Annotated in this window: 17 protein-coding genes; 10 read left to right on the top strand and 7 right to left on the bottom strand. The window is 57.1% G+C overall.

Annotated elements, in window-relative coordinates; all coding sequences use genetic code 11:
* Positions 1-66: 66 nt before the first annotated feature.
* From phoR to pstS, 7 genes are all read right to left on the bottom strand, one after another.
* The gene (phoR, locus tag OFAG_RS05365) at positions 67-1,362 is read right to left on the bottom strand and encodes a phosphate regulon sensor histidine kinase PhoR (RefSeq protein WP_005877411.1); all 1,296 of its coding nucleotides are present in this window, start codon (positions 1,360-1,362) and stop codon (positions 67-69) included.
* On the bottom strand, positions 1,359-2,060 hold the full coding sequence (locus OFAG_RS05360; protein ID WP_005877412.1) for a response regulator: 702 nt from the start codon (positions 2,058-2,060) through the stop codon (positions 1,359-1,361). Before OFAG_RS05360 ends, phoR begins: the two co-directional genes overlap by 4 nt.
* A 78-nt stretch (positions 2,061-2,138) precedes the next feature.
* A complete protein-coding gene (gene phoU / locus OFAG_RS05355; protein ID WP_005877413.1) occupies positions 2,139-2,888 on the bottom strand; it encodes a phosphate signaling complex protein PhoU in 750 nt (249 codons plus the stop codon).
* A 10-nt stretch (positions 2,889-2,898) separates the two neighbouring features.
* The gene (pstB, locus tag OFAG_RS05350) at positions 2,899-3,702 is read right to left on the bottom strand and encodes a phosphate ABC transporter ATP-binding protein PstB (protein ID WP_040720960.1); all 804 of its coding nucleotides are present in this window, start codon (positions 3,700-3,702) and stop codon (positions 2,899-2,901) included.
* An 85-nt stretch (positions 3,703-3,787) separates the two neighbouring features.
* Entirely contained in the window at positions 3,788-4,648 is an 861-nt protein-coding gene (gene pstA / locus OFAG_RS05345) for a phosphate ABC transporter permease PstA (protein WP_005877416.1), read from the bottom strand.
* Position 4,649: 1 nt separating this feature from the next.
* Positions 4,650-5,591 (bottom strand): phosphate ABC transporter permease subunit PstC, encoded by a 942-nt coding sequence (pstC, locus tag OFAG_RS05340; RefSeq protein ID WP_231371713.1) that lies wholly within the window; start codon positions 5,589-5,591, stop codon positions 4,650-4,652.
* 220 nt (positions 5,592-5,811) lie between these two features.
* On the bottom strand, positions 5,812-6,846 hold the full coding sequence (pstS, locus tag OFAG_RS05335) for a phosphate ABC transporter substrate-binding protein PstS (RefSeq protein ID WP_020994892.1): 1,035 nt from the start codon (positions 6,844-6,846) through the stop codon (positions 5,812-5,814).
* A gap of 255 nt (positions 6,847-7,101) precedes the next feature.
* Here pstS and miaB point away from each other — a divergent pair, with 255 nt between their 5' ends.
* The 10 genes from miaB (at position 7,102) to OFAG_RS05225 (ending at position 20,535) form a co-directional block, all read left to right on the top strand.
* Positions 7,102-8,448 carry a tRNA (N6-isopentenyl adenosine(37)-C2)-methylthiotransferase MiaB gene (gene miaB / locus OFAG_RS05325; RefSeq protein WP_005877423.1) on the top strand — a complete coding sequence of 449 codons (1,347 nt, stop codon included), beginning with the start codon at positions 7,102-7,104 and terminating at the stop codon, positions 8,446-8,448.
* A gap of 106 nt (positions 8,449-8,554) precedes the next feature.
* Positions 8,555-9,751, top strand: coding sequence for a PhoH family protein (locus OFAG_RS05320; RefSeq protein WP_005877425.1), 1,197 nt, complete (start codon positions 8,555-8,557; stop codon positions 9,749-9,751).
* Positions 9,748-10,278, top strand: coding sequence for an rRNA maturation RNase YbeY (gene ybeY / locus OFAG_RS05315; RefSeq protein ID WP_005877427.1), 531 nt, complete (start codon positions 9,748-9,750; stop codon positions 10,276-10,278). The genes OFAG_RS05320 and ybeY overlap by 4 nt, the downstream gene beginning before the upstream one ends.
* Positions 10,279-11,131: 853 nt before the next feature.
* Positions 11,132-11,527 (top strand): hypothetical protein, encoded by a 396-nt coding sequence (locus OFAG_RS05305; protein ID WP_147617706.1) that lies wholly within the window; start codon positions 11,132-11,134, stop codon positions 11,525-11,527.
* Between the two features lie 328 nt (positions 11,528-11,855).
* The gene (locus OFAG_RS05295; protein WP_005877430.1) at positions 11,856-12,638 is read left to right on the top strand and encodes an FUSC family protein; all 783 of its coding nucleotides are present in this window, start codon (positions 11,856-11,858) and stop codon (positions 12,636-12,638) included.
* 923 nt (positions 12,639-13,561) lie between these two features.
* A complete protein-coding gene (locus tag OFAG_RS05280) occupies positions 13,562-14,185 on the top strand; it encodes a YrbL family protein (protein ID WP_005877432.1) in 624 nt (207 codons plus the stop codon).
* Positions 14,186-15,160: 975 nt separating this feature from the next.
* Positions 15,161-15,739: a YrbL family protein gene (locus tag OFAG_RS05265; RefSeq protein ID WP_005877433.1), complete on the top strand. Its 579-nt coding sequence runs from the start codon at positions 15,161-15,163 to the stop codon at positions 15,737-15,739.
* Positions 15,740-16,694: 955 nt separating this feature from the next.
* Complete coding sequence (locus OFAG_RS12740; protein WP_051346998.1) at positions 16,695-17,774, top strand: porin; 1,080 nt, start codon at positions 16,695-16,697, stop codon at positions 17,772-17,774.
* Positions 17,775-18,247: 473 nt separating this feature from the next.
* A complete protein-coding gene (locus OFAG_RS05235) occupies positions 18,248-18,652 on the top strand; it encodes a pyridoxamine 5'-phosphate oxidase family protein (protein WP_005877435.1) in 405 nt (134 codons plus the stop codon).
* Positions 18,653-19,479: 827 nt separating this feature from the next.
* Positions 19,480-20,535, top strand: coding sequence for a porin (locus OFAG_RS05225; protein WP_005877437.1), 1,056 nt, complete (start codon positions 19,480-19,482; stop codon positions 20,533-20,535).
* Positions 20,536-21,045 lie beyond the last annotated feature (510 nt).

Below are 21,045 nucleotides of genomic sequence, written 5' to 3'. Positions count from 1 at the left end.
ACGGAAACGTTTCCGGAAAACGCCCCAAAAAAGCGGGCTCCGGCCCGCTTTCTCCTGCCTGAAGAATCAGGGAACCAGTATGCGCCGGGTGAACCGGACGGAAAATTCGCTGCCCTTGCCCGTTTCGGATTCGATATCCAGCTTCGCGTCGTGACGCAGCAGGATATGCCGCACAATCGAAAGGCCCAGCCCGGTACCGTTGACCAGACGGCTGCGGCTCTTGTCCACCTGATAGAAACGCTGCGTCAGCCGCGGGATATGCTTGGCCTCGATGCCGATGCCGGTATCTTTGACGGAAAAACGCGGCCCTTCTTCCGTCGCTGTCCATGTGACCGTGATTTTCCCGCCGTCGGGCGTGTAACGGATCGCGTTGGTGACCAGATTGGTGAAGGCCGTCCGGATTTCATCCATGCTGCCATAGAGCGTTTCCGGGCCGTCCGTTTCCAGCGCGAAAACGTGCCGTCCGGCGGAAAGCGCCTGCCCGGCTTCAAAGACCTGCCTGACCAGAAGGGCGGCGTTGAACGGCTCGCGTTTCAATGGATAATCATTGGATTCCAGATTGGTCAGCGTCAGCATGCCTTCCACCAGCGTCTGCATCCGTTCGCCCTGTTCCTTCATCATTTTCAGGTGGGACAATCGCGTTTCCCGATCGAGATCGGGCTGGGCGATCGCCACTTCCAGAAAACCGTTGATAACGGTCAAAGGCGTTCTGAGCTCGTGCGAGGCGTTCGCCACGAAATCGCGGCGGATTTTTTCGGTCCGGACAGTGTCCGTCCTGTCGTGCGTGACCAGAATATGCCGGCGGTTGCCGAACGGAATGATCTGCAAGACGAGATAACGGTCATTCAGCTTCATTTCCAGCGGCTGGTCGTAACGGCCCAAAATGATGTAATCAATGAAAGCCGGGTTTCTCACCAGATTGGTGATCCGCATGTCCCTGTCGCGTTCGAGATCGAGACCGAGATGTTTTTCGGCCACCGGGTTGCACCAGTCCAGAAAGAGGACATTGTCCAGAATCGCCACCCCGTCGGGCAGGAAATTCATCGCTTCCCGGAAACGCGTCAGCCATTCGGTCAGTTCTTTCTTGCTTTTTTCCTCGTCGTGGCTCAGGCGGTAGAGATGCGAATAAACGGCATGCCAGGCGCCCCACCCGTCAGGCAGGCGGTCACTCCGGGGCGAATCGAGCCAGATGTCCAGCGCCGACAGATAGTAGAGTTGCGAGACGGTGATGGCTGTTGTCAGCGCCAGTCCGGCCAGAAGGCCGACGACCGGCCCGAAGAAATACCACAGTACCGCAGAACCGATCCAGATCAGCGCCAGCCGCAAGGCGGCCGGAATCCAGAACAACACATGGGGATTCATTCACTTTTGTCCTTTTCCGAGAGCATATAGCCCATTCCGCGCACCGTCCTGATCAGGTTTTCCTGACCTTTCAGCGCCTTTCTCAGACGCAGGATGTGCACGTCAACCGTTCTTTCCTCGATATCCAGCTGGTTGCTCCACACCTTGTCGAGCAGCTGGCCCCGTGAAAAGACCCTGTCCGGGTTAGCCATCAGAAACTTCAAAAGCCTGAATTCGGAATGGCCCATCTCGATTTCGCCATTGCCGATTTTCACCTGGCAGCTTTCGGGATCGAGCGTGACCGCGCCCGCTCTCAAAAGGCTTTTCGCGCGTTCCGGCGCTTTCCGCCGCAAGAGCGCGTTGATCCTTGCCACCAGTTCCTTTGGCGAAAACGGCTTGGTGATGTAGTCATCCGCACCCTGATCGAGTCCGGCGACCTTGTCTTCTTCCAGCGTTTTCGCCGTCAGCATGATGACCGGCAGCGTTTTCATCTCCCTGTGTTCGCGGATTCTGCTTAAAAGACGCATGCCGGACAGATCCGGGAGCATCCAGTCGAGCAACACCACGTCCGGACGAAAACGCTGCAAGGCCGTCCATGCCTCGGTTCCGGAATACACCGTCACCGGCATCCAGCCGGCGCTTTTGACGGAAAAGGCGACCAGTTCCGCAATCGCGGGTTCGTCTTCCACAACCAGAATCGAAATACTTTCGCTTGCCATAGAAAAGGCACCCCGTTCGAAGTTATCTGTCAGTCCATGATTCGCGTCACGACACGAAAAACGCCAGACACGACTAGCTTAGCGCATCGTGCCCTCTGTCTGCAATCGGTAATCCGTATGGCGGATGTCTTTCCCTTCCACCACATAGACGATGAATTCGGCGATATTGGTCGCGTGATCCCCGATCCGCTCGATGGCTTTGGCCGCGCGCAAGAGGTTCACACCGGCCTCGACCGCCTCGGGTTCCCGTCTCATATACTCGATCAGGGAACAGACGATATCGTGGAATTCGGCATCCACCACATCATCCACGGCCATCAGCGCCAGGGCAGCGGCCGTATCCATGCGGGCATAGGCATCAAGCGCCTCATGCATCATGCGTTTGGCCGTATGGGACATGCCGATCACGGCCCGGTAGTGGTCGGGAAGCAACAGATCGCCGGAACGGATGTTTTTTACCGCCCGGGCGATCTTGGTCGCCTCGTCGCCCATCCGCTCCAGATCGGAAATCACTTTCACCGTCGCCATCACGTTGCGCAAATCGTTGGCCGCCGGCTGGCGCCGGACAATCAGTTGCGCACAGGCGTGATCCAGCCCGACTTCCTCCCGGTTCACCCGGGCGTCGCCGGCAACCACCCTTTCCGCCAGCGCCACATCCCCCCTTTCCATCGCCGCCATCGCGTCCCTGAACTGGTCTTCCACCAGTCCGCCCATCAAAAGCACTTTCGACCGGATCCATTCCAGATCCTGATCGTACTGTCTGGAAGAATGGCCGGACAGGGACAGGCCGTCCACATCCGTTTCGTTTCCCCTGATTCGCTGTTCCATTTTCTGCCCCCTAACCGAACCGTCCCGTAATATAGTCCTGCGTTTCCTTCTTTTCCGGCCGCATGAAAATTTTCTCCGTCTCGCCGAATTCCACCAGTTCCCCGAGATACATGTAGGCCGTGTAATCCGAACAGCGCGCGCCCTGCTGCATGTTGTGCGTCACAATGGCGATCGTATATTCGTCTTTCAGTTCGGAAATCAGCTCCTCGACCTTCGCGGTCGAAATCGGGTCCAGCGCCGACGTCGGTTCGTCCAGCAACAGCACTTCCGGCCTGACCGCCACGCAACGCGCAATGCACAGGCGTTGCTGCTGGCCGCCGGAGAGGCTCTGGCCGCTTTTCCCCAGCTTGTCTTTGACCTCGTTCCAGAGCGCCGCCTTTTTCAGCGCCCATTCGACCCGCTCGTCCATCTCGCCCCGTGAAAGGTCTTCATACAGCCGGACGCCGAACGCGATGTTTTCGTAAATCGTCATGGGAAACGGCGTCGGCTTCTGGAACACCATTCCGACCCGGGCACGCAGCAGGTTCACATCCACGTCGGCATCGAGAATGTTTTTTCCCTTGAAGAGAATCTCGCCTTCCGCCCGCTGTTTCGGGTACAGGTCATACATCCGGTTCATCGTGCGCAACAGCGTCGATTTGCCGCAGCCCGACGGCCCGATAAAGGCAGTCACTTTCTTTTCATGAATCGTCAGATTGATGTTTTTCAATCCCTGAAAGTCGCCGTAATAAAAATCCAGGTTTTTTATTTCGATGCTTTTTTTCACGGCCTCTTTTTTCGTTTGCACCGCCCGTTTTTCCTCAAGGCGTTCCATCAGCGCCATTGCCTCGCCGCGTTCCGTATGGGCATCCTGTCCGCCCATCCATCCTGTATCGCATTTCATCTTGTTTGCTCCCAGATCAGTTTGCCGCCTTGCGGGCAAAAGCCACGCGCGAAAGTATGTTCAGTCCCAAAACGCCCAGCGTGATGAGGAACGCGCCGCCCCAGGCGAGTTCGCGCCAATTGTCGTAAGGACTCATCGCGAACTGGTAAATGACGACCGGCAGGTTCGCCATCGGGGCGTTCATGTCCGCCGAAAAGAACTGGTTGTTCAAGGCTGTAAAGAGCAGCGGCGCGGTTTCGCCCGAAATACGGGCCACTGCCAGCAGAACCCCCGTCAGCACCCCGGCCCTGACCGCCTTCAACCGGATCATCGTCGCCACCCGCCAGCGCGGCGCGCCCAGCGCGAACGCCGCCTCGCGCAGGCTTTGCGGCACCAGATTCAAAAAATTGTCCGTCGTCCTGACAATCACCGGCAAGGCGATCAGCGACAGGGCGAAGCTGCCGGCCCAGCCGGAAAAGTGGCCGATGTTGGCGACGTAAATCGCATAGATGAAGAGACCGATCACGATCGACGGGGCGGAAAGCATGATGTCGACGGTAAACCGGGTCACGCGGCCGAATAAGCTGGCGTCGCCATACTCGGCCAGATACAGGCCCGCCATAATGCCGATGGGCGTCGTGATCGCCGTCGTGGCCAGCACCATCATGACCGTGCCCACCAGCGCATTCATCAGGCCGCCGCCCTCATTACCGGGCGCCGGGGTCGTTTCGGTGAAAAGCGCCCAGTCCAGCGCGCCGATTCCGTTGACAAACAGCGTATAGAGAATCCAGAACAAAAAGAAAAGGCCGGTCGCCATCGCCAGAACCGACAGGCCCATGCCCAGCCGGTGGCGCAGCTTGCGCCGGGCGACAATCGTGGCATTCGTCTTGCGTCTCATCTTACAAACCCTCCTTTTTCGCCATACGCAACAGCATCAGCCTGGAAGCCGAGAGCACGATAAAAGTGATCACGAACAGGATCAGCCCCAGCGCGAACAGGGCGGAGACGTGCAATTCGGAACTGGCTTCGGCAAACTCGTTCGCCAGCGTCGAGGCGATACTGTTGCCGGGCGCGAAAAGCGAGGCGGAAATGCGGTTGGCGTTGCCGATCACGAACGTGACCGCCATCGTTTCGCCCAGCGCCCGCCCCAGTCCCAGCATGATGCCGCCGACCACGCCGTTGCGGGTATAGTGCAGCACGATGTTTTTCATCACTTCCCAGCGGGTGCAGCCCAGCGCATAGGCCGATTCCTTCAGAACCGGCGGCACTGTCTCGAACACGTCCCGCATGACCGAGGAAATGAACGGAATGATCATGATCGCCAGAATCACGCCGGCAGTGAAGACGCCAAACCCCATCATCGGGCCGGAGAACAGATAAGACAGGCCCGGCACCGCGCCCAGCGTCGCTTCCAGAAACGGCTGGACACAATCGGCGAAAATGGGCGCCAGAACAAAGAGGCCCCACATGCCGAAAATAATGCTGGGCACCCCGGCCAGCAGTTCGATCGCCGTTCCCGTCGGACGCCGAAGCCACACAGGGCACAGCTCCGTCAGAAAGAGCGCAATGCCGAAACTCAGGGGCACCGCGATCAAAAGCGCGATGAACGACGTGACCAGCGTCCCGAAAATCGCGATCGCCGCGCCATACACCTCATTGACGGGGTCCCATTCCACCGTCGTGATGAACCGCCAGCCGAATTCCCGGAACGCCGGAATGGAACTGACAATCAGGGAAAGAATAATGCCGGCCAGCACCATCAGCACCGTCAGGGCAAAGAAAAAGGTCAGACCGTGGAAAACCCCGTCCTGCCTTTGCTGGCGGCGGCCGATCGCCCTCATCCGTTCGGAAACCGACCCCCCTGTCTTTTTTTTCGCATCGACACCGGATGCGGAAACGTTTTTTTCTATCGCTGAAACCGGCACACTCATCGGAATTCACCTTTTTCTCTCTTATCTCCTGTTTCCGGCCTGAAAGCCGCTTCCGGATCTGTCCGGAAGCGGCCGCCAGTGGAATCATTCAAAACCATCCGGAATCCACCTTATCTTTCGTCTGCCGCCCTTACTGCCATACCGGCTGGCCGTTTTCGCCTTTCAGCCCGGTCTTCCAGGAGGTTTCAACCATCCTGACAACGGCAGCCGGCAACGCGACATAATCCAGCTCGGCCGCCATCTTGCCGCCGTTTTTGAAGGACCAGTCGAAGAATTTCAGCACTTCGGCCCCCTTGGCCGGATCGGCCTGAACCTGCTGCATCAGGATGAACGAGGCGCCGGTAATCGGCCAGCCGGCCTGATTCGTCAGGATGACCCCAAATCCCGGTGTCGCCGCCCAGGGCGCGCCGGCAGCCGCCTGTTTGAAGGACGAATCGTCAGGCGAAACGAACTGGCCGTCTTTCGCTTTCAGCCGGGTATAGGCGATATTGTTTTTCTTTGCATAAGCGTATTCGACGTAACCGATGGAACCCCTGATACGCTGGACATTGGCGGCCACCCCTTCGTTACCCTTGCCGCCGACTCCGGTCGGCCATTTGACAGCCGTACCCGCTCCGACCTGCTGTTTGAATTCGGGACTGACCTTGGAGAGATAATCTGTCCAGAGGAACGACGTGCCCGACCCGTCGGCGCGGTGCACGACAGTAATCGGGGAGGCCGGCAGGTTCACGCCCGGATTCATCGCCGTGATTTTCGAATCGTTCCACTTCGTGATCTTGCCCAGGTAAATGTCGGCAATCACGTCGCCGGACATTTTCAGCTGGCCGGCCCTGATGCCTTCCAGATTGACGATCGGAACGACGCCGCCCAGAATGGCCGGGAACTGCACCAGACCGGCCGCTTTCAGGTCTTCCGCCTTCAATGGCATGTCCGACGCGCCGAAATCGACGGTTTTGGCCTTGATCTGCTTGATGCCGCCGCCCGAACCGATGGCCTGATAATTCAGCTTGTTGCCCGTTTTCGCCTTGTAGGCTTCGGCCCACTTGGCATAAATCGGATAAGGAAAGGTCGCTCCCGCTCCCGTGATATCCGCTGCGGATACGGAAGCGCACACCAGAGCGGATGCCGCCACGATCGCTAACTTGCCCAGAAAAGAGACTTTCATACACATCCTCGCTTGTTGGAAAAAATTCAGACAAGTTCACTGTAAACAGCCAATATGACCGTTCTGTTACAAATCCCGCGAAAAACACACGGTTTCGTCACAAACGGCCCGGGAAGGGATAAGTCCTTGAAATACCGCCTTTTCGTCCGGAAAGCGTTCGGGTATGCCCCGGCAATTGTAGGGTGCCGGGCAAATCGGTTAAACTGCCGCATCAATTGAAAAATGCCGTCTCGCAGACGGCCGGACAGTACCGCCATGCAAAAAAAAGTATTCATCAAAACCTTCGGCTGCCAGATGAACGAGTACGACTCGGGCAAAATGGCTGACTTGCTGGAAGCCGAAGCAAATTACCTCCGCACCGATAATCCCGAAGAAGCCGACCTGATTCTCTTAAACACCTGTTCCGTGCGCGAAAAGGCACAGGAAAAAGTCTTTTCCGATCTGGGCCGTTTCAGAAAACTCCGGAAAAACAGGGCTGGCCTGATCATCGGCGTATCGGGTTGCGTCGCCTCGCAGGAAGGCGAGGCGCTCATCAAACGCGCGCCTTACGTCAATCTCGTCTTCGGCCCGCAGACGCTGCACCGCCTGCCGGACATGATTCGTGCCTTCGAGAAAACCGGCGAACCCCAGATCGACACGAGTTTTCCGGAAATCGAGAAATTCGATTACCTGCCGCCCGCCCGGGTGGACGCGCCGGTCGCCTGCGTCACCGTCATGGAAGGGTGCAGCAAGTATTGCAGCTATTGCATCGTTCCCTATACACGCGGCGCGGAAGTCTCCCGCCGTTTCGGGGATGTTCTGGTCGAGGTCGCGGAACTGGCCGGGCAGGGCGTGAAGGAAATCACGCTTTTGGGCCAGAACGTCAATGCCTACCGCGGCGAGATCGAAGGCGGGGAAACGGCCGATTTCGCGATGCTGATCGAAACCATTGCCGAAATCCCCGGCATCGAACGCATCCGCTTCGTCACCAGCCACCCGCGGGAATTCACGCAGCGGCTGATCGACGTCTATGCGCGCGTGCCCCAGCTGGTCAGCCATCTGTATCTGCCCGCCCAGCACGGTTCCGACCGGATACTGGCCGCCATGAAACGCGGCTACACGGCGCTGGAATACAAATCCATTATCCGGCGGCTGAAGGCCATCCGGCCCGACCTGCTCGTTTCCAGCGATTTCATCGTCGGCTTTCCCGGTGAGACGGACGCCGATTTCGACGCCATGATGAAACTGATCGACGAAATCGGTTTCGACAACAGTTTCAGCTTCCTCTACAGCCCGCGCCCCGGCACCCCGGCCGCCGCCCTGCCGATGGACATCCCGCTCTCCGTGCGCAAGGAACGATTGCAACGGCTTCAGGAAAAAATCGACAGCCATACCCGCCACTACAACCGGCTCATGGTCGGCAGCGTGCAACAAGTCCTGATCGAAGCCATCTCGCACAAGAACGACAGGCAGGTGCAGGGCAAGACCGGCAACAACCGGGTCGTGCACATTCCTGTCGAAGGCGACCCCAAAGCCCTGATCGGCCAGATGCGGGACGTGCGCATTACCGAGGCCGCCAATTTTTCTCTCCGGGGCGAATTCGCAGACGACACGACAGCGTGACATCCGGGACGGGAATCGCGAAAAAGCAAAACAAACCGCCGGCAAGCGCCTAAAATGGCAGTACCATGATGGCCGTACTATGCGGCATTAACCAAACGGAGCGATCGTGAAAAGCAAAAACAAGGACAACCCGAACATTCTCTATTACACGCCCGAACCGGTGGACAACGACAAACTGGCCAATCTGTGCGGCCCGCTGGATGAAAACCTGCGCCAGATCCAGGCGGCGCTGGATATCGAAATCACCCGCCGCGGCGGCAATTTCATCATCAGCGGCAAAAACGCCGCCTCCGGCCTGCAAATCATCGAGGATTTCTATGCGGCTGCCGACAAGCCCGTCATGGTCAACGACATCCAGCTGGCGCTGGTCGAACAGCGCGCCATCAACGACAATCTGGCGGCCGGCATGCCGGCTTCGGCGGTCGTTGAAGCCGAAATGACCAATCCGGTCCTGAAAACGCGCCGCAGCGACCTGCGCGGCCGCACGCCCCGGCAGGTCGATTACCTGAAAGCGATACTGGAACACGACATCACCTTCGGCATCGGCCCGGCCGGCACCGGCAAAACCTATCTGGCGGTAGCCTGCGCCGTCGATGCGATGGAACGCGACGCCGCTTCCCGCATCATCCTGACCCGTCCCGCCGTCGAAGCGGGAGAACGCCTCGGTTTCCTGCCGGGCGACCTGACCCAGAAAGTCGATCCGTATCTCCGGCCGCTCTACGACGCCCTCTACGACTTGCTGGGATTCGAACGCACGCAGAAATGCTTTGAAAAACAAATCATCGAAATCGCGCCGCTGGCCTACATGCGCGGCCGCACTTTAAACCATGCTTTCGTCATTTTAGACGAGGCGCAGAACACGACGCCGGAACAGATGAAAATGTTTTTGACCCGCATCGGTTTCGGCAGCAAGGCCGTCATCACGGGCGACGTGACCCAGATCGACTTGCAGCGCAACCAGAAAAGCGGCCTGATCGATGCCTTGAACGTCCTGAAAGACGTCCGCGGCATCGCTTTTTCGCAGTTTTCCAGCGCCGACGTCGTGCGCCATCCGCTGGTCGCCCGGATCGTCGATGCCTATGAAAGCGCCGACAAGCGCAAAAACAATGCCGACCGTATGAAAGAAGCCGAAGCGGCCATTGCGGAAGCGACCCGGAACGAAGAAACGGAAAAGGAAAAAGAAACGGCTGCGAAAAAGGCCAGAGACGCCAGGGCAAAAACGGCCGCCAAACCCGCAGACGCCGATACGGAAACGGCCAGCGCCGCCAGAAAGAAAAACGCGGGCAAGGGTGAAACGAAATGAGCAGCCGCCAGCCTCTCTCCCTGTCTGTGCAGTATCCCGACCCCCGTTTCAAAGACATCCTGACCCGCCAGAAACTGCGCCGCTGGGTACAGGCATCGCTGCAAATGCCCGCCGACATCACGCTGCGCTTCGTCGATGCCGAAGAAGGACGGGCCTTGAACCGCGACTACCGCGGCAAGGATTACGCCACCAACGTCCTGACTTTTCCATACGACGACATGGAAGCCTTCGATTTGTCCGCTATCGGCTTGTCTGGCGATGATCCGGCTCCTTTGGAACTGACCTCCCTTGCCACTTCTCCCGGTGCACAAACGGCACGGGCCGACATCGTGCTCTGCACTGATGTACTGGAAGCGGAGGCCAAAGAACAGGCCAAATCGCTTGACGCCCACGCCGCCCATCTGGTCGTCCACGGCGTCCTGCACGCGCAGGGTTACGACCATACAAACGACGCGGAAGCCGGGGAAATGGAAACGCTGGAAACGAAGATTCTCGCGAAACTGGGCTATCCCGATCCCTATCGGTAAGGCTTTGGCCGCCAGCGGCGCCCCCTTGCCGTTCCGGACTGCCGCCATCCCTGCCGGCAAGACGTTTTTTCCGCTGCGCTTTGCGGCATTTTCCGGAACCGGCTTGCCTGCCGGGCACCGGGTCTGCCGGCTTCATTCCGGGCAGTCCGGTCGGCCAACCGTTTTTTTAACACCTTGCTTTCAAAGCCGTCCCTTTTCCCCGTCGCCCCGATCCACAAGCAACCGTTCCGTGAAATGTCCGGACAACCCGTCCTGTCCGTTTTTCCGGCCCCGTCCTTCAAATCCGTGCCAAAGCCGCCGTCCCGCCTGTCACAACCGATGCCTTTGCCTTGTACGGAAATGAAACGCCGAACCTTCGTTTTTTTGGAAAATTCCTTACCCCTTGTAAATCAATAACTTACAAACCCCTGAAAAAACGAAGCTTTAAAAAGGATTTCAGGGCAAAAAATCTTCGCAAACCATACCTTATACTGAATATGCTTTAGTTAACCACCGTGTAGGTGGTTTAGAAGCGAACAGCAAAAGACGCTTCCATCGGATGAATGTTAACCACCGTGTAGGTGGTTTAGAAGTGGGTGTGACCAACCGTGAACAGGCATGGCGCGTTAACCACCGTGCAGGTGGTTTAGAAGACGCCCGCCCTTTGTCCGGGAAGCGCCTTCAGAAAATTTCTCCCCGCCGGAAACCGGCAACCGGGACAACTTTTCCTTTCCCGCGGGCAACGTCCATCAAGTTGCACCGGTCTTTCGGCGCCACTCTTCTTCCGGGCTGCCAAACGTGTCTTCCGGCCCGGGTCCTGCCTGATTCCCGCCGGATTTTTCAGCTTACCGGAAAACGGATTGTCAAAGGACCCTTGTCCGTTTTCATCTGCGGCCGGATTGACGAATTTTCCCTCGTCGGCACCATCATACCGTTCTGTTCAGGCATTGCCGCCATTCCCTGTCTGCCGGCGGAAATCAAAAGTTCCCTCCGCGGCGCCCCGAACCGGATCGCCGGCGCGCTGACCGGCGGCAGGCAAATGCGGTTTTTTTCCGGGAATTCCCGTTTTCCCGCCGGCACGGAAGCTCCTTCTGATCTCGCTGTGCATTCTGTCCTTGAGGCACATCGCCGAGACTGTCCAAAAATTCCCTTTTCGACACTGCTGAAAAAACCGGCAATGAAAAGCCTGCTTTCGATAGCGCCGCTTGTGTTTCTGGCCGGTTCCATGCGCAAGAGCGCACTGGCCGACTTCACCTGTGCCGCTTTTTAAGCGTGACGATTCCCCCACGGAAGCGGTTTTGTCCTGACGCATGGGCGATAAACCACGTTTCCGGCTCGCTGATCGGGGTATTCGTGGCTTTCTCCGTTCTCTCCTGCCGGGAGTTTCCCCGGAAACAGCCGTTTTTCGCGAGAGGGAAAAAACTAAATGAAATCAGGCCGCCTTTCCTCTCTTGCCGTTCTCATCGGCCGCTTGTGACAGGCAGTGATGAAAAAAGCGGCAAATCGCCGCCGCCAATTTGCAAAACAAAAACACAGGTCAAGAGAATTGGAAAAACTTTTGGCTAAGATAACGATACCACACCAGAAACCAGGGCAATATGGGAATCGTTATTATCAAGGCAGCGGTTTCGGTGTTCATCTGTTGCCTGATTTATCTGTTTTTCGACATCGGTACCGGGGCGCCGTTCTATTCGGCCATCGCGGCGGTGATTTGCGTCCAGCCGGAAATCAAAAGCACTTTCCGCATCGGTTTAAACCGGACAATCGGCACGCTTATCGGCGGCTTTACCGGCATGGCCGTTCTTTTCCTCATTCGCGGCATTGATCTGGAAACCCATCCGGTCTGGGCCAACCTGCTCATTTCCCTGTGCATTATCCCGCTGATGTATCTGGCCGAAATCGTCAAGAAAAAGCCCCGTCCGCACTTTACGGATTCAGCAGAACATAAAAATCCGCTCGCTATCGCGCCCTTCAAGTACCTTGTCGATTTCATGAGGAAAAACGCGCTGACCAACATTACCTGCATCGCCTTTTTAAGCGTCACGATCACGCACGGCACTGATGCCAGCATTTCCGGGTTTGCCATCAATCGCATGATCGACACGCTGATCGGCGTGTTTGTCTCGTTTTTCATCAATATCATTCCGCTCAAGTCGCATCACGCCCTGAAAGAAAACGCGGAAGCCGAAGGCGAACCGGCATGCGGTTGCACCCGTTGCCATCACAGCGTGCCGCCCGCGCCCGGACGCGATCCGCGCAGCCGCTATATCCAGTTTTCCATTCTTTCCCACACCGGTCAGGACGACAAAAAAGAAGGCGACAGCCCTTCAGGAAAAAATCCGTCTTCTGACGAAACCGGAAAACGCGATCACTCCGACTGAGCGTTCTGCCTCATCCTGCCCCGCTTTCCTGGCGGGACATTTTCCGCTTCTTTCCTGTTCGCCTGTTTTCACAAAAAACGGTCTGCCGTTTTCCGCAAACCGCGGCAGACAAATCCGGTCCAGCCCATTCCCCGGCCTGCGCCAGCTTTTTTGCCCCAATGCGGCATGGGCGAAACCGTGCGTGTCAAAAAACAGCCGTTTTCCTGCGGTCGCCCTGCCGGTCAGGAAGCGTGGCGCCGGCCATTTCCGTAAAACCGCACAGTCCTGCAAAGAGCCGCGTTTTTACCGGTTGTCCACCCCACAAGGCGGGAAGATTTCCTCTCCCGCCTGTTTTACGGGAGAAAAAATACCAAAAATCCTCTGGCTCTGACCTTGCCCGGGAATGTACAGGAAAGGCTTGCCCCGCCGCCTCCCGGTTTATGTCTTGCCGGTACCGCTTTTATCCGGAAAAACCGGCCCGGACATTGACCCGGGCAACACAGCGGCAACCGTACCGGTTTCAAAGGAAAGGGAGCCACCCGCAAAAGCGGGAAAATCGCCTGCCTGGCTGAAAACCGGTTCGGACAAAGTCGCCTTTGGCGACGAACCTGCCGGCGGAACAGCCGCACCGCTCCCTTTTATCCCGCACCCGGCAAACCGCTGTCCGGCACGTCACGTTTTTTCCGCATTCGCCTCCATCCGGCGCCAGCGACCGTATTCCGGACTCAAACCGGGTTCCGCCTGTCCCGTTTAGTGACGACCCCTTGCGTTTTATCGTACCCTCGTTAAAAAAATGTTAAAATGAAAAATTCCGGCTGCTTTTTCAATGACGAATACCGGTCATACCACCGATGTGTTTTTTAGAGGCAGCCCATCCGGTATTTTCATTCCGGCAATACACAAAACCCGATCCCGTTGAAACCGATACCCCATCCTGACCTTTTATGACTGACTATACTTCCTGGCGTGTGATAGGAGAAGGCACCGAACGTACCTGTTACCAGAACCCGGTCGATCAGACCCGCTGCGTCAAAATCATCCGGAAATCCCGCGTCAAACAGACTCTTCGCGAAATCAGCTATTTCAGATACCTGATCGGACGCGGCGTCCCTTTCGACCATCTGCCGAAATTCTACGGCGAAATCAAAGGCGGGGGTTTCATCGGCATCGAGCAGGAACTCGTACACGACCTCCTCCCGGACAAGCGGGGAACGTCGCCTATTCAGGCAAGTCCCACCATTCGCCAGTACATGGCTGTTCCCCGCTCGAAAGAAGAGATACGGGCATTCTGGAAAGCGGTAAACGAACTGAAAGCCTATCTCCTCCGTTACAACATACTGGCTGGCGGCATCGATGAAAACAATGTCGTGGTACAGCAAACCCCGTCCGGCATCAAACTGGTCGTTATCGACGGCGTTTACGATACGGAGTGGATTCCCGTCTCGAAGTATTTCAAGTTTCTGGGACGCCGGAAAATGGAACGCCGCTGGAAACGTTTTCTTTACTGGCTAAAAATAGATTTTCCGCAAGTCAATCTCGTCGATCCCCTGGCGGAAAGCCAGGCCTGAAAGACGCCGGATTCGCGGGAAGGGAATATTGGCGGCACGACCGATTCACTACCGCGCCGTTTTGGCCGCATACCCGATTTTCCGGACGGCCTGCCAGGAAAATCCCTTCAAAACGCACCGGTCACCGGAAACCGCCGCACCGGATAATGGTTCCCGTTTTGCCTCCGGCTCGCCCGCCAGTCTTTCGCGAAATCCTGTGCTTCACCTCTTAAGACAAGCCCTCTCTTCTTTTCGGCCGCCTCCCGGCGTTTCCGGGACAGTCCGCAGGAATTGGTCAAGGTTTCCTTGACACCGGGAACCCCGGACACACGCCTTCCTTTCCCGAACAATCGGCCACATCCCTGCCTTTCGGGAAAACGCGGGACGTCAGATCGCCTGCCGGATTCAGGGTGGCAACAGCCTTTTTTACCCGCAAGGCGTCAACGATCCCATCCATCTTTTCAAAACGGAATACCGGCCCTGTCAGGGAGACCGTTCGCGCAAACCGCCTTTTCCCAAAGAAAAGGCGCGGCAGACATTTGCCCGGGGGTTGCCTCTCATGGAGACGCCGTTCTCATCCGGAGAGCATGCCGGACAGCGCCGGGCGCCCTGCCGGATACCACCGGCAGGCGAAGCGGTTTTATCTTTTAGCATTCCCGATTAAAGCCGCCTGTCCTCTTTAAAGAATCCGGCGACAGTGAAACGATCCTGCTCCGGTACAAAACGAGGCCGGGCATTCCGGAACCTCCTGCGCCGCCATTCCGACTCGTGCCTCCTTGCCTGAATCAATGGAAACGGTGGCCGGCCGGTTTGCTTTTTTACCGCTTTTTTCCGGGAAGCCGGAAGAGTCGGCAGCAGAGAAACCGATCCATCGCTTTACGGCGGAAACGGCCTATTCCGCGTCCCCGGCCGTTCCGGCTCCGGACGCGCTTTGCTTTTTGAACCGCGATACGATAGAATTTTCAGCCTGTTCCTTTCAACCAACCACTTTCTGCCATGACGGACTATACGAACTGGCCCCTGATAGGACAGGGTGAAGAACGTTCCTGCTATCTGAATCCCGACGATCCCACCCGCATGGCCAAGTTCAGCCCTATCCGCCAGTCCACGCAGACACGACGGGAAATCCGGTATTTCAACACCCTCATCAAAAAAGGCGTCCCTTTCGACTTCATCCCCCGCTATTATGGCGAGATTCATGAAAAAGACCGTCTTGGCATCGAACAGGAATTCATCGCCGATGAACCGGATTCTTTCCGGGCAGCGCCCACTGTAAGCGACTATGTCTCCCGTTCCCTGACAGCAGAAGAGATCGCGGAATTCAGAAAAGCCTATTTTCAGTTGAAAGATTATCTGCTGCGCTGGAACGTCATTCCCGCCAACCTCGCCATCTCCAATGTGGTAGTCAGCAAGACCCCTTCCGGCCTCCGGCTGGTCATGGTGGACGGTGTGGGCGGAACGGAACTGATTCCCCTCGCCAACTGGTTCCGTTTTCTGGGCAAACGGAAAATCGAGCGTAAATGGGTCAAGCTGACCCGAAGACTGAACGCCATAAACAGCCGGCTGAACCTTTAAAGACCGGTTCCCGTCGCGCGCCAGGGCACTTTCCCTATTTTTCGGGATGCTTTTTCCGGCTCCGGCCAGCTGCCGGCAGGCAAAACACGCTCCATGAAAAACCGCCGCGCCGCCATTCCCATCCCTGCGTTTCCGTGATATGGCGCGGCGCCGCTTACCAAAATGGGGAAAGAAGCGTGTTCCGGCCGTTTCCGGATGCCTTCCCGTATCATGCCGCTGACGGTTGCCTCCGGCCGGAACCGGACGGTTTCCAGACTTGCGCGCTTTCAGCACTCCGCCAAACCGGAAACATGCCGCTGCCGGAAGAAATTTGCGGCGCCTGCGCAACCTCTCCTCCGCTGACCTTGCTGCGCCATTAACATGGCTTCAGCCATTTCCGGAACATCTCCTGCTGTCCCGATGCCGGGATGCGTCCTGCCTTTTCCGCCGCCCTTGTCCGGCAAAACGAACTCTTTTTATCCTCCTGAAACAAACCGGCCCTGCGCGCATTCCATCCCGTCGCCCGGCCGCAAAACGTTTACAGTCTGCAGGGCTGTTTCGACCGGTTTCATTTTTCGCCGGCAGCCTGTCGCCACGGCATGAAAAAACAGGCCCCGCTTGCGTCGCCGCCTGCCGAAACGGCCCGTTTTCCAGGGCATGCGCCCCGCCGGATCCTAAAAACCGCGCGGCCCGATTCCGCCCGGAAACGATTCAATAAAAACCGTCTCCCCACGGAAGACAGACCGGACTGGCACGTCCCTTCCGGGCGGCATTCACCCCCCTTTTTCCCGCATGATTGCCCCGTTCCCTTTCCGGATGCAGTGGACATCTGACGCCTTCATCCGGGAAAACCGTTCCTTTCCGCCTTCGGTCTTCTCATCATATTTCCAATAAGTTCTGCCAAAATCAACCTAACTTCCCTTAAATTCGTAAAAATTGTTACAAATCGGTTTTTCATGCGTTTTGATGTGCTATCTTGGCAAAAAATAAGGTCGATATGGCAAAAGACCTGAAAAAATGCCATGTTGTGCTGACCACCGGGATCACTGCGATGAAAAATCTTTTGTTTTATCGTTCATCCATTCTTTTACGCCCTTTATTGAAAGGCCTGGCGTTTTGTCTGCCCGGTTTTCTGGCCGGTCTGATGGCGCTGCCTTCCCTTGCGGCAACTCCGCCCTCTCCGGACCCTGCCCTATCCTCAGCCCCCGCCAAAAAGGGGCAGAGGAAAAAGAAGCTTTCGGCCCATGCCCGGCAATCCGTTGCCAATCGGAACGGAAACGCCACCGAAACCGTCGTTTCCGGCTGGCAGACACGGCAGCCCTTTTCCGCCGCAAGCCCGGCCATACCGGAAAAAAGAACCCTTCAGGGGCAACCGGCCTCCGGGCAGCCTCTTTCCGGAACATGGGATCGGCTGTCCCTGAAACCCGCCATTGCCATTCTCCCGGCGGACAGCCACACCGGTTCTCCCTTTTTCCACCGCACCTCAAGCGTTTTCCGGAAAAAAACCGCGGACACGCCCTTTGACGCAGGAAAAACCGCTTCTTTCAATACCGGTACCGAAGCGGCAAAAACCGTTTCCCTCTCCGGCGAAACAGACGCCAGCAACAGCGGCTATTTTATCGGGCCTGCCCGATTTACCGTCAACTACGAAAAAGCGAACGACAGAAGCCGTGAAAAAATGGCGCAGTTTTTATCCGGCAAAGCCACTCCGGATATCGCCGGCAACGACCTCGTCGAATCCCGTTTTGACCGGGACAACTGGCGCGTCGGCATGGAATACGCTGCCGGCAATGGCCGCGTCAACGCCGCCCTCAACTACGTTCACATGAAAGACGTGAAAGGAGCCAATGACGGAAACGACCATTCTCCGGATGCGGCGGACTTGAAAACCTTCACTATCGGCTATACCTATGATGTGTCGGAAAAGACGTCATTTTACGGAATGGTCGCCCGCACCGAGTATGAAAGGGAAGCCATGGCCGGCTATCTGCGCGGCAGCGGCTTCGACGAGGACAGCGTCACCGGATTTCAACTGGGCGTGACGCACAAGTTTTAAGGAAGATGCAGGCGGGAAACACTCTCCGTCCCGCCGCATGCGCCCGAAACGGACAAGCCTCGTGAAACAGGCGTGCAGCTCCTGTCTGCACGCCTGATTTCCTTTGGAGCCTTTCCCGGAAACTTCCCGCCCGCTCCTTTTCTTCGGACAAACCGGCCTCCACTTTTTCCTGACGCGGTTTCCGGCCGCCCCCTTTCGCTGGCTTGTCTGCCAGTATCCCCGTCCACTTTCAGCGGCGCCGATACAGGGCATGCCCGCGCTTTTCTGTATAAAAAAAGAAACGGTACCGGACGCCTTCACCCCGTTTATGCCGTTCACCAATAGCTGATCTTCCTGCGACGGAGTACCATACGGAAAACACACCGGCTTTCGCGACGTGCCGTCCGGCTTCCCAAAACGGGAATTTTGTTGCCCCGGAACGGCAAAGCCGAAAGCCCGCGCCCAACACATCGACAGGTACAAGAGACACCGCTATGGAAATCATCGTCCGGTTTTTGCAGGAAAATCCCGTCCAGTTTCTGGCAACTGTCGGGATGGACGGCAAACCCAAAGTGCGCCCTTTCCGGTTCATGCTGGAAGAAGATGACCGGCTCTGGTTTTGCACCAGCAACCGTAAAGACGTTTACAATGAGCTGAAAAGCCATCCTTTCGTCGAATTGTCCGTCGCCTCGCCGGAAGAGGCATGGTTGCGCCTGTCCGGACAGGCGGTCTTCGAAAACAATCTGACCGTCAAAAAGAAGATTCTCGACACAAACGAATCCGTCCGTACCCAGTACCGGACAGCCGACAATCCGGTTTTCGAAGTGTTCTATCTCGACCATGCCGTCGCGACCATAGCGGCCTTCACTGGCCTGCCGCCCAAAAAATTCTTTCTTTAAGGTTCTTCCGGAAGCTTTCCGGTTCAGTCGCCTGCCTGTTCCGGAGACGGTTGCCGCGCCTGTCGCGGCAGACAAAAGCCGCGTCCGCCCTTTCCCGCCCTTTTCGCGGGGCCTGTTTTCCCCTTCTTTTTCCGGAACAGCCTTTTTCCCTGCCTGTCTTTCCACTGTTTAAAAGCGGCACGACTTATGCGGTAACAGACTCGTGAAGAACGCGGCAGGAACCGCAAAAGCGAAGGCTGCCCCCCCAAAAGGCCGACGTTCCAACAACGCATTCTCCACAAGACCGTCCCTTCTTTTTCAGAAGTTTTCCATGAAAAAACATGGACTTGCACTATCCACGCTGGCCATTTTCACCGGCATGGCGCAGGCACGGGCCAATGTGACCCTATATGGTTTTTCGACACCGCTATGGTCAAGGAAACCGGTTCCGATCTCAAAATGAGCCCGCAAAACAGCCGCCGCATCGGTTTTAAAGACCGCACCCCCCGGCAGCGCTTATGCCGCCATTTTCGAGTTAGAAAGGCGGTTTTTCGTCAATGGCGGCATGCCAAACGGCGTCACAATTGGGAAGGCGCGTCCCTTTCCGGAAAAGCGCATTCCGCCCGGATGCGCCTGTCCATCGTCTCTTTCTCGCCTGTCAAGACCACGACAAGGCAAACGATGCAAATCCGCCACACTTCCCCTCCTTTTTCCGCATGAAAAAAAGGCTTTTTACCCGGCATTTCCATTGTCACAAAACCGTCACACGAAACCGTTTAGATGAACGTGAGCGAAACAGAAAACAAGCTCTTTAACGCAGAAACGTTCATTTTTATCTGGAGTGACACATGAAAAAACAATTGCTTGCCCTTTCCCTGCTGGCCGCTTTCGCCGGCATGGCGCATGCGCAGACCAACGTGACCATTTACGGGGTCGTCGATACCGGCTACATCAAGGAAACGGGTTCCGATCTGCAAATGGGCGAATGGAACGACAGCCGTATCGGTTTCCGCGGAACCGAAGACCTCGGCAGCGGTTACGCGGCCACCTTCCAGCTGGAACAGCGGCTTGACCTGTGGAACGGCAAGGGAAGCGACCCCGAATGGGACGGCGCCTCCAACGTCGGCATCAAGGGGCCTTTCGGTTCCCTCCGTCTGGGCCGCATGAATGAAATCGAAACCGAAAGCTTCCGGCGTCTGGATCCGTTCAATCAGGAAGGCGTCGGCAGCATGATGAAAGGCACCCAGCGCACCAGCCGTATCAGCAACGTCGCCCGTTACGACTCGCCAAGCTTTGGCGGTTTCAGGGCCTCCCTCGGTTACTATCTCGGCCAGAATACCCAGCATGTCAACGACGACGTCACCAAAAACAAGGCCGACAACGACGGTTTTGCCGTCGGCCTGAACTACGACAACGGCCCCCTGCTGTTGCTCGCCAACTACAGCCGCCTGTCCGATTCCAACGAATCCCATGTCTGGAGCCTTGGCGGCGCCTACAAATTCGGTCCCGTCAAGGTCAGTCTGGGCTACGAAAGAACCGACGACAAGGGCTGGAAAATGGGCAGTTCCAGCAACAAGCTGAAATCCTCCAGCTCCACACAGGACAACTGGATTCTTTCGGCGGATTACAAAACCGGAGCGCACCGTGTCGGCGCGTCATTTAACTGGATGAAAGTCAAGGACGTCAAAAATTCAGGCCTTGCCTACTGGAACGATCACGATTCCGGCGACGTCAAGAAATACAGCGCCGGCTATTTCTACAGCCTGTCCAAACGCACTACGCTGTACGGCCAGCTCGCCTATTCCGATTTTGAAGACGAAGCGGTCGCCCAGTTCTTCCGCGGCAGGAGTTTTGAGGAAGACGGCGTGACCGGCGTCCAGATCGGCATCAACCACAAGTTCTGAACGGAACAAGGCTCCGGCAACCGTGCCGCCCGGAAGGCACGCCAGTACGATGTGGCGTGCCTTCCCTTAAACAGCGCGAGACCGCCTTGCGAGAGGAAACCCGCTATCGCGGGTTTTCGCTTTCCGGCCAGACGATACTCCCGTCTGGCCCAAAGCAAGGACGAAAAACCCGTTACAGGCAAGCGCTCTTCTTTTCTTTCTGGAGAACAGGCGCCGCACACGCAGCGTTATGCCCCGTCCGGTACCAGCCGGCGCCGTCCCCTGACCCCGCCGTCTGATCCGCAAAAACCGGTCGAACCCGGCCCGTCGTGACAGGACTCCTTCCGGCCGGCCCGTAAAGAGCGGCCATCGAAAAACCGCTCCCGTCCCCTGCCTTCCGGCGCACCGCCATACCGGCGGAGGAATCCGCCTGATCGGGACGCTTGCCGGAAATCGTCTCTTGCGGCCCGGCGGCTGACGTAAAAACAACACATCTCTCCCAACGTTCCCTTCATTCGTTTTTTATCAAAA

Origin of the sequence: Oxalobacter paraformigenes, from assembly GCF_000158475.2 — a bacterium.
GTDB lineage: Bacteria > Pseudomonadota > Gammaproteobacteria > Burkholderiales > Burkholderiaceae_D > Oxalobacter > Oxalobacter paraformigenes.
This window is presented reverse-complemented; position numbering and strand designations above follow the sequence as displayed.